General features: G+C 42.9%; 7 protein-coding genes, 1 rRNA gene and 1 other annotated feature. Of the genes, 4 read left to right on the top strand and 4 right to left on the bottom strand.

Annotation, left to right across the window (positions count from 1 at the left end; all coding sequences use genetic code 11):
* The 4 genes from L3V36_RS11690 to rluD form a co-directional block, all read right to left on the bottom strand.
* Window positions 1-117, bottom strand: a 16S ribosomal RNA gene (locus L3V36_RS11690); the annotation flags it as partial.
* Between the two features lie 622 nt (window positions 118-739).
* Window positions 740-3,313 carry an ATP-dependent chaperone ClpB gene (clpB, locus tag L3V36_RS11685; protein ID WP_017077748.1) on the bottom strand — a complete coding sequence of 858 codons (2,574 nt, stop codon included), beginning with the start codon at window positions 3,311-3,313 and terminating at the stop codon, window positions 740-742.
* Window positions 3,314-3,455: 142 nt separating this feature from the next.
* Window positions 3,456-4,196 (bottom strand): peptidoglycan editing factor PgeF, encoded by a 741-nt coding sequence (gene pgeF / locus L3V36_RS11680; RefSeq protein ID WP_017084812.1) that lies wholly within the window; start codon window positions 4,194-4,196, stop codon window positions 3,456-3,458.
* A gap of 2 nt (window positions 4,197-4,198) precedes the next feature.
* Window positions 4,199-5,173: a 23S rRNA pseudouridine(1911/1915/1917) synthase RluD gene (rluD, locus tag L3V36_RS11675; protein ID WP_017077746.1), complete on the bottom strand. Its 975-nt coding sequence runs from the start codon at window positions 5,171-5,173 to the stop codon at window positions 4,199-4,201.
* A 137-nt stretch (window positions 5,174-5,310) separates the two neighbouring features.
* Here rluD and L3V36_RS11670 point away from each other — a divergent pair, with 137 nt between their 5' ends.
* From L3V36_RS11670 to pheA, 4 genes are all read left to right on the top strand, one after another.
* Window positions 5,311-6,039, top strand: coding sequence for an outer membrane protein assembly factor BamD (locus L3V36_RS11670; protein WP_004735032.1), 729 nt, complete (start codon window positions 5,311-5,313; stop codon window positions 6,037-6,039).
* Between the two features lie 137 nt (window positions 6,040-6,176).
* Window positions 6,177-7,601: a lytic transglycosylase F gene (locus L3V36_RS11665; RefSeq protein ID WP_338117436.1), complete on the top strand. Its 1,425-nt coding sequence runs from the start codon at window positions 6,177-6,179 to the stop codon at window positions 7,599-7,601.
* Between the two features lie 456 nt (window positions 7,602-8,057).
* A complete protein-coding gene (gene raiA / locus L3V36_RS11660) occupies window positions 8,058-8,393 on the top strand; it encodes a ribosome-associated translation inhibitor RaiA (protein ID WP_004735034.1) in 336 nt (111 codons plus the stop codon).
* Window positions 8,394-8,503: 110 nt separating this feature from the next.
* Window positions 8,504-8,625, top strand: a sequence feature (Phe leader region).
* 12 nt (window positions 8,626-8,637) lie between these two features.
* Window positions 8,638-9,813: a prephenate dehydratase gene (gene pheA, locus L3V36_RS11655; protein WP_004735035.1), complete on the top strand. Its 1,176-nt coding sequence runs from the start codon at window positions 8,638-8,640 to the stop codon at window positions 9,811-9,813.
* The last annotated feature ends 317 nt before the right edge of the window (window positions 9,814-10,130 follow it).

The following is a 10,130-nucleotide window of genomic DNA, read 5'->3' as shown; positions in this document are numbered from 1 at the left end:
CGCCGCTCGACGCCCATTAACGCACCCGAAGGATTGTTAGTGTCGTTTCCGCTCGACTTGCATGTGTTAGGCCTGCCGCCAGCGTTCAATCTGAGCCATGATCAAACTCTTCAATTTAAGATTTTGTGACTCAACGAATACTGACTTCAAAACTAATATTCATGTAAACATGAACATGTAATTCTAAAGCTATTACCATTCCAACAGAATGGTAATGAATTGACTGTGCCGCTTGTTGTTTTCACTTTTTAATAAAAAGCAAAACCAAAAAGCATTCGAACTTTTTCTAGTTCAGGTCACTCAGTTCATTGAAATCATTTTGTTACCGAAGTAACTGTTACTACCTAAGTAATAACGTTTTGATATTCATCAACGAGTGCCCACACAGATTGATAGGTTTAAATTGTTAAAGAGCTTTACTTATTGAGCGTTCCTTTTAGTAAGGAGCCTCTCTAAGTGGACGGCCATTCTAGCGAATTGGGTTCCAGTGTCAAACACTTTTTCCAGCTAATTTTTCAAAGCATCTTAAATGCTTAATGTCGTCTCGTTGCTTAGTTCAAACCGCTTAGTTATCCCTGGCAACGGAGGCGCATTATAGAGAGAATCCCCCTTTGCACAAGGCCAAAAACGAAAAAAGACCGCAGCAGGCGATCGTTCGGACACTATTCACACAAAGCGTTCAAAATAGGTACGATTACGTCTTAATTTCGACTAATCGTACCTATCGTTCTTACCTTGATTATTGGTGAGCAATAATTCGGTCGTTATTCACTAATAGCTGCACTTTCTTGTCCGGATTGATTTTCCCTGCAAGTATCGCTTTCGCTAATGGGTTCTCAACACTCTGCTGAATTGCTCTTTTAAGAGGCCTCGCACCATAGACAGGATCAAAACCGACTTGAGAGATCAACTTCAGTGCTTTGTCCGAAACTTCAAGCTCATAGCCATTGTCTTCCATTCGTTTCTTCAAATGCTCAAGCTGAATAGCGGCTATTGACTCGATGTGAGCTTGGCCTAATGGATGGAACACGACACTTTCATCAACACGGTTCAAAAACTCAGGGCGGAAATGCTTACCTACTACTTCCATCACCTCATTCTTTATTCCTTGGTAATCGAGCGTATTGAAGTTTTCTTGAATTCTCGAAGAGCCAAGATTAGATGTCATGATCACTACGGTATTTCTGAAATCGACCGTGCGACCTTGTCCGTCAGTTAATCGTCCATCATCTAAAACCTGCAATAGAATATTGAAAACATCAGGGTGCGCTTTCTCTACCTCATCAAGCAGAATCACAGAATAAGGTTTTCGACGAACAGCTTCAGTTAAGTAACCACCTTCTTCATACCCAACGTAACCTGGAGGAGCACCAACCAAACGAGCCACTGAGTGCTTCTCCATAAACTCAGACATATCGATACGAACCATGGCATCGTCACTATCAAACATGAAGTTAGCCAATGTTTTACACAGTTCGGTTTTACCTACGCCCGTTGGACCAAGAAATAAGAAAGAACCAATCGGCTTATTTGGATCGGATAAACCAGCACGACTACGACGAATCGCATTCGATACCACTTCTACCGCTTCGGCTTGCCCAATAACCCGCTTATGCAGAACACCTTCCATTTTCAGAAGCTTCTCTTTTTCTGCCTCTAGCATTTTAGAAACCGGAATGCCGGTTTGCTTTGAAAGAACATCGGCAATTTCAGCGTCAGTTACCTTATTACGTAATAAGGTCATTTCTTGCATTTCAGCTTGAGTCGCGAGGTCTAACTGCTTCTCCAACTCTGGGATTCGACCATATTGCAATTCAGACATTCGGTTAAGATCGCCAGCACGCCTTGCAAAGTCCATATCCATACGAGCTTGTTCTAACTCTGATTTGATATGTTGCGTCCCGGAAAGCGCCGCTTTTTCAGCGTTCCAAACTTCTTCAAGCTCAGCAAAATCCCGCTCCTTCTCAGAAAGTTCGCTTTGTAGCGTGCGCAGGCGCTTTTCACTGGCCTCATCATTTTCATTCGTCAGAGCTTGCTGTTCGATCTTCAATTGAATGATTTTGCGCTCGAGCTTATCTAGCGACTCAGGTTTTGAATCGATCTGCATGCGAATGCTCGAAGCCGCTTCATCAATGAGATCAATCGCCTTATCTGGTAACTGACGATCTGAAACGTATCGATGAGATAACGTTGCCGCCGCTACAATCGCTGGGTCAGTAATTTCTACATGATGGTGAAGTTCATAGCGCTCTTTCAAACCACGAAGAATCGCAACTGTGTCTTCAACGGTTGGCTCATCGACTATCACTTTTTGGAATCGACGCTCTAATGCAGGATCTTTCTCTATATACTGACGATGTTCATCGAGTGTCGTTGCGCCTACACAATGCAGCTCACCACGAGCCAATGCTGGTTTCAGCATATTACCGGCGTCCATAGAGCCTTCGCCTTTACCTGCTCCTACCATGGTGTGAATTTCATCGATGAAGAGAATAATGTTGCCCTCTTCTTTCGATAATTCGTTGAGAACTGATTTCAAGCGCTCTTCAAATTCACCACGATATTTAGCACCTGCAATCAAAGAGCCCATGTCTAATGAAAGAACTCGTCGCCCTCTCAAGCCTTCCGGTACTTCATTATTGATAATGCGCTGCGCTAAACCTTCAACGATTGCCGTTTTTCCGACACCAGGCTCACCAATAATGACAGGGTTATTCTTAGTACGGCGTTGAAGTACTTGGATAGTGCGACGAATTTCATCGTCTCGACCAATCACAGGATCTAGCTTGCCTTGCTCTGCTCTTTCGGTCAGATCAATGGTGAACTTCTCTAATGCTTGGCGTCTATCTTCCGCATTCGGGTCATCGACTTTTTGACCACCACGAACTTGCTCGATAGCTTGAGATAGTTTTTGCTCAGTAAGGCCTAACTCTTTAAGTAAGTTCCCTAAAGGACCTTTGTCTTCAATTGCAGCGAGTAGGAATACTTCTGAAGATATGTAACTGTCTTGGCGCTTTTGCGCGACCTTGTCACATAGGTTGAACAATGTTCCCATGGCATTCGAAAGCTGAACATCACCACCGATACCACTTACTTTTGGCACTCGGTCTAATATTTCGCTCAATTTAGAACGCAATTGAACAACATCAATGTTCAGCATAGTAAGCAATGGACGAATCGCACTGCCATCTTGATTAAGCAAAGACACCATTAGATGCACAGGTTCTATATATTGGTGATCACGACCTAATGCGAGCGACTGAGCATCAGATATCGCAATTTGGAATTTACTAGTGAACCGATCGAGACGCATGCCAACCTTCCTACTCTTAGATATGTTTATCTTATGGTTAGAAGATGGATACGGTAACGCGGATTTTCAAGGGATAAGAGTGAAGAATAGAGCTTATATGAAAATATAAATGAGCTGGATGAGTGGTTGTACTAGCCAGAGATTACTCTAACCAAATAAATGTAGCCTGACGCCCAGTAATGCCATCACGGCGATAAGAATAGAAAGCATCTGAATCTGCGTATGTACATAGATTCGAGTCTGTCACTGAAGTCACGCCAACTTTCATTAATCGTTGAGTCGCGAGTTGAGACATGTTTGCCAGCCATTTGCCCGGTTTAGCTTTGGCTTGAAATGCTAATTTAGCTTGAGGGTCAAAACGAACAAAAGCTTCCAACACATCGTTGCCAACCTCAAATGCATCTTTGCCAATTGCAGGGCCAAGCCAAGCCATGATCTGATTATCTGAATCTAGATTTGAAAACTTTGCGACGGCATTTTCAAGAATGCCACCAGCAAGACCACGCCAACCCGCATGAACAGCCGCGACTTGAGTGCCTTTGGTATCGGTAAGAAGTACTGGCAAGCAATCTGCCGTCATCGCTGAACACACAATACCCTTTGCAGAGGTAAATACACCATCAGCATCAAGAACATTCGTCACCGGTTCTAAAACTGTAACGATATCCGTTGAGTGAGTTTGATTTAGCCATACTGGAGCCGTGGGCATCTTAGATTGTTGCTTTAGCCATTCTCGATTGCTTTCAACAAGCGAAGTATCATCCCCAACGTGCATACCGAGGTTTAACCCTTGATAAGCACCTGTAGAACAACCATCGAAACGAGTCGAAGCAAATGCTTTCACGTTTTGAGGAGCGTTCCAGTCAGGGATGATCATTGACATGATTAAATGTCGTCTTCGTGATTTTCGCGAGCATCAACACGTAATGCTTCTGCCATCACAACCATGTCATTTGGAACAGGTGCGTGGAACTCAACTTCTTCACCAGTAATAGGGTGAACAAATTTAAGCATTACAGCATGCAGCGCTTGGCGATCAAAAGAACGAATCATTGTCGTCAGCTCTTCAGATGCACCTTTTGGAATACGTGCACGACCACCGTATGCAATATCACCTAACAGAGGGTGCTGAAGGTATGACATATGAACACGGATTTGGTGAGTACGACCTGTTTCTAGGCGTAGACGAATACGAGTATGTTCGCGGAAATGCTCCGCAACACGGTAGTGAGTTACCGCAGGCTTACCTAATTCATTCACGTCCATTAAAGTACGTTTAGTTGCATGACGGCTAATGCCTTTCTCAACCACACCACCCGCGGTCATTTTACCAATAGCAATTGCTTCATATTCACGAGTGATACGACGTTTAGCAAGAGCACGTACAAGGCGAGTTTGAGCTGGAACCGTCTTAGCCACAACCATAAGACCGGTTGTGTCTTTATCAAGACGGTGCACAATACCCGCACGCGGTACTTCTGCAATCTGAGGGTAATGGAAAAGCAATGCGTTTAGTATGGTTCCATCCGGCGTACCTGCGCCTGGGTGTACAACCAGATCGCGAGGCTTATTGATAACCAATAAATCATCATCTTCATAGACAATGTTTAACGGAATATCTTGTGCTTCCCAGCGCTCTTCATCTGCAAGCTCCGCTTGTAGGATGATCGCTTCACCGCCCAAAACTATGGTGCGCGGTTTAGTGATAACTTCGCCATCCACTTGGATTTTGCCGTCAAGAAGCCACTCTTTAATACGAGAGCGAGAAAAATCGGTAAATAGTTCAGCGACAGCTTGGTCTAAACGTTGACCTAACTGGCTGCTTTTTACTGTGTCTGTTAATGTTATCTGCTGAGCCATATCGAACTTTTTTAAAAACCGTGAGACTAATACCCATTAGTATGGATAAAATAGAATAATTGCATCATTGTATCTGTTACTGGTTAGAAAGTAACGGAAGCTTACGAAATATTTAATTCAAGGAATCGACGCCTGACATGAAACACCTTACTTTATCGGGTCTATTAGCCGTATCACTCTTAGTTGGCTGTTCAAGTACTGAAGAAATAGTACCGGATGTACCACCATCGGTTCTTTACTCTGACGCTCAAGAGTCCCTACAGAGCGGTAGCTGGCTTTCTGCAATCGAAAAGCTAGAAGCCTTAGACTCTCGTTACCCATTCGGCGCCTATTCGGAACAAGTACAGCTAGATCTGATTTACGCGTACTACAAAAATGATGACTTGGCGTTAGGCCTTGCCACCATTTCTCGATTCCTACGCTTAAACCCGACTCATGAAAAACAAGACTGGGTGCTTTACATGCGCGGCCTAACGCACATGGCACAAGACCGAAACTTCATGCACGACATTTTTAATATCGACCGTAGTGACCGAGATCCAGAACCAGTGAAACTCGCGTTTGCTGACTTCAAACGACTACTGGAACGCTTCCCTAGCAGCCCTTATGCGGAAGATGCGCAAAAACGCATGTTCGCACTTAAGAACCGCCTCGCAGAGTATGACTTAGCAACCGCTGATTTCTACCTACGCCGTGAAGCTTGGATTGCAGCTGTAAACCGAACACAAGAACTGCAGAAGACTTACCCAGACACAATTGCTGCACGTAAGTCTTTGGATATTCAGTTAGAAGCTTATAAACAACTAGGTTTAGAAGACGCAGCTTCAAGAACAGAAAAATTGATTGAGTTAAACCCACTGCCTTAATCAACGTTGTCATATTTATTCGAAAACGCGCTAATTTATTAGCGCGTTTTTTTTGAACTTAATTTCGTAAACTTGATGAATCGCATAATACACGGTATCTTCAAAAGATAACTTTTAACAAAACATCAACATGGAGTGTGGATGTGAGTAGGTTGTTATTATTTATCTGGATATCGCTATTTAGCCAATTATCCTACGCATTAGAACTGTCCCCGTTAAGCAACGAGCCTTACATGGGTGACTTAGATGTGCTCAAAACCAAAGGAACGGTTAGAGTGCTCGTGTCTGCTGATCTTGGTTTTTATTATATCGAGGATGGCAAACCAAAAGGCATCGTGGCTGAAATGCTCTACCACTTTGAGAAGAGCCTTCGTAAGAAACACCCTTACCTCAATGTTCAAATAATCCCAGTGCAGCGAGATGATCTACTTCCCTCATTAGAATCTGGTTATGGCGACGTCGCTGTCGCGAACCTGACGATCACCGACAAGCGATTACGAATCATCGATTTTTCCGACCCAATGATTAAAAATGGAAAAGAGCTGATTATCACAGGAAAGAACTCAGCCCCTATCACCGAAATCAAGCAACTGAGCGGTAAAGAGGTTTGGATCCGTGCAAGTTCGAGTTACTTCGAGAGTGTACAAAGAGTCAATAAAGAACTGAATGAATTAGACTTACCACCGCTGCATGTCCACTTTATTGAGGAGTCATTACAAGACTACGAGCTGATAGAGTTGGTCAACCAAGGCTATATACAAGGCACAATCCTAGATAGCCATAAAGCAAAGTTATGGACTGACGTAATGGAAAACATTCAGGTCCATCACGATTTACCCTTACGTGAAAATGGCCAAATAGCGTGGGCATTAAGAAAAAACAGCCCTCAACTAAAAAAAGAGATCAACAAATACGTCAAGACGGCACGAACAGGTACCCTACTTGGAAATGTTATCTATCAGAAATACATCGACAACACTCGCTGGTTAGGTAGAGCGCTCAACCCAAATAAAATAGACCGAGTGGCTAAGCTGTCAGATGTTTTTGAAAAGTATTCGAGTCAATACGAATTCGACCCTTTGATGATGTCTGCACAAGGATTCCAAGAGTCTGGACTGGATCAAAGCCGAGTTTCTCATCGTGGAGCTATTGGTGTGATGCAGGTGTTGCCAAGTACCGCCAAAGACAAAAACGTCAACATCAAAAACATACATAAGGTGGATAACAACATCCATGCGGGTGTGAAATACATGCGTTTCATTAAGGACAGGTATTTTGACGACCCTGCCATTACGGCAGATAACCAAATCTACTTCACTTTGGCTTCTTACAATGCTGGTCCTGCTAAGATCAGAAAGATGAGGCGCATTGCCAAGCAGAAAGGTTACAACCCAAACATCTGGTTTAAAAACGTAGAAATCATCACTCGTAAATACGTGAGCAAAGAACCGGTGACCTATGTCGCCAACATCAACCGTTACTTTGTAATCTATAAGCAGTTACAAGCTATCAATGCTATCCGAGAAAATGGGACAGCCAGACTACTCAAAACAAACGATTAGTTTGTCTTCAACCCTAAGAGCCAGGGGAGCTAAGGCACTAAGGCACTAAGGCACTAAGGCACTAAGGCACTAAGGCAAATTAAAAACACAAAAGCCGCATAAGAAAACTTATGCGGCTTTTGTTTATCTAATTCTGAAGAAGCTTACGTAGCGATCTAGAACGCGAGACCTATATCACAAAACACTATTGAGTAAATTTCAATCAAGCACTTTCCATAGGCTGTAGGACGCCCCTAAAAACTGGTTTAATTTTTAGCGAAGCCTTGCCTCCAAGTTATCGTTTTTCATAGAGATAACAAGCATTTTTCGCCAAAAAGATACTAAGATTTGCGTGAGATCACATTTGATTTTAATGCTTATCCCACCCAACCAAAACAAGATCTAGATCACATTCTTTATTCCTAGAAGTCGTAATCTGAAGTTAACCCATGAGGGATACAACAGAGGAAAACTTCTATGAAAATGAACATCACTGGTAAAAACATCGACATTACCTCTGCAATCCGTGATCACATAGAAAGCAAATTTAAAAAGCTGGATAAATGGCAAGTAGACATCATTGGCTGCCAAGCGAGCTTTAGCGAAGAACCAAACAAGAAGAAAAAATTTGAAGCGGTTCTAACCGTACCAAAAGGCCAACTTGTTGCTTCATCAATCCATGACGACCTCTACGTAGCTATCAACGAAGTAGAACAAAAACTAGAGCGTCAACTCAACAAGCTACGCCATAAACCTGAAGCGCGCCGCGCTGAAAAGCCTGAAATCGAAGAGCTAGAAGCTGAAGTAGAATAAGGAAAGAGAACAGATTAAAAAATAGCGCCTCAGGGCGCTATTTTTTTGCTTGACGCTCGTAGCTCGCTTGCTTATTGTGTTTAAACATTCATAAAACAATCACTTTTTATGCACACTCAATCTTTGTTTATTTTTGACTTCTTTTTTCTTCCGTAAATCGGAGGCTGAGTCGTTTTAGAAAAACAAGTCAAAAACGAACAAGAAGCCTCCCACACTAGGGAGGCTTTTTTATAAGGACACATTTATGACTGACCGCTCAATTTCACTGGATGATATCCGCCTTCGTCTTAATGATTTAGATGACGAACTGCTGAGTTTACTTTCCGAACGTCGCAAACTCAGTATCGAAGTTGCGAAAAGCAAGGTAGAAACATCAAAGCCTGTACGCGATGCCGTTCGTGAGCAGCAGCTTCTGGTTAAGCTGATTAACAACGGTAAAGATAAATATGAGCTTGATGCACAGTACATTACTAAACTGTTTCACACCATCATCGAAGATTCCGTTTTACTACAGCAGTCATACTTACAAAACCTAGCGAACCCGCAAAGCCGTAAACCTCTGGCTCGCGTTGCATTCTTAGGTTCTAAGGGATCATATTCTCATCTTGCTAGCCGTGAATATTTCAGCCGTAAGAATATGGAATTGATAGAGCTTAACTGCAATCATTTCAAAGAAGTGGCATCGACGGTGGAATCTGGTCATGCCGATTACGGTGTGTTGCCGATTGAGAACACCAGTTCAGGTTCAATCAATGAGGTCTACGACCTACTGCAACACACAACGCTTTATATCGTTGGTGAACTGTCTCAACCAATTGAACACTGCTTGGTTGCGAAAAATGATATTCGTTTAGAGGACATCAAAACCCTCTATTCACACCCACAACCTCACCAACAGTGCAGTGAGTTTTTGAGTCGTCTTAAAGGTGTCAGCCTTGAGTCTTGCGCAAGTACAGCTGATGCAATGAAGAAGGTTAAAGATCTGGAAGGCGATGATGTGGCAGCAATTGGCAATGCATCGAGCGGCAAGCTTTATGGGCTTCAGCCAATCCAAGGCAACATTGCAAACCAAACTGAGAACCACACTCGTTTCATCGTTGTGGCGCGTAAACCGGTAGAAGTATCAACTCAAATCCCAGCTAAAACGACACTGATCATGTCGACTTCTCAAGAGGCGGGTTCTTTGGTAGAAACTCTACTAATCCTACAACGCTTGGGCATCAACATGACTAAGCTGGAATCTCGTCCTATCATGGGCAACCCATGGGAAGAGATGTTCTACGTTGATTTAGAAGCACATTTGGATGCAGATAATATGCAGCAAGCGATAACGGAACTAACTGCCATTACTCGTCACCTTAAAGTGTTGGGTTGTTATCCAAGTGAAAACATCAAAGCCACGCAGGTTAAGTTGTCATAGCTTTTAACGAACATAAGCTTTTGGCGAACATAAGTTTTTAACGAACAAACGTTTAAAGCTGGCATAAGTTTAAATCTGCTATAACCACTTGGCCTACAGTAGGCCAAATGCTAAAACCAGCGGCTAGTGGAATAACTCGTACTCAGGAATACTCACACTACGTATTCCTGAGACATGACTCGATTATTTCACTGGCTGTACATGCCTTCTAACCCACACCATTCAACACCTTCTTAACAAAAAACTCATTAGTGGCTTTTTTATCAATAAAGACAAAACCTTACCCCCTTCACAGGAAATCATCGAACTACGTGTAA

Origin of the sequence: Vibrio sp. G-C-1 (genome assembly GCF_021728015.1) — a bacterium.
Lineage (GTDB): Bacteria > Pseudomonadota > Gammaproteobacteria > Enterobacterales > Vibrionaceae > Vibrio > Vibrio splendidus.
Note: the sequence above shows the minus strand (reverse complement) of the source record. Positions and strands in the feature narration are given on the sequence as shown.

Bases quoted from the DNA above. Each gene is read 5' to 3' on its own strand.
- clpB (WP_017077748.1), bottom strand. From the start codon at position 3,313: ATGCGTCTCGATCGGTTCACTAGTAAATTCCAAATTGCGATATCTGAT.
- pgeF (WP_017084812.1), bottom strand. From the start codon at position 4,196: ATGTCAATGATCATCCCTGACTGGAACGCTCCTCAAAACGTGAAAGCA.
- rluD (WP_017077746.1), bottom strand. From the start codon at position 5,173: ATGGCTCAGCAGATAACATTAACAGACACAGTAAAAAGCAGCCAGTTA.
- L3V36_RS11670 (WP_004735032.1), top strand. From the start codon at position 5,311: ATGAAACACCTTACTTTATCGGGTCTATTAGCCGTATCACTCTTAGTT.
- raiA (WP_004735034.1), top strand. From the start codon at position 8,058: ATGAAAATGAACATCACTGGTAAAAACATCGACATTACCTCTGCAATC.
- pheA (WP_004735035.1), top strand. From the start codon at position 8,638: ATGACTGACCGCTCAATTTCACTGGATGATATCCGCCTTCGTCTTAAT.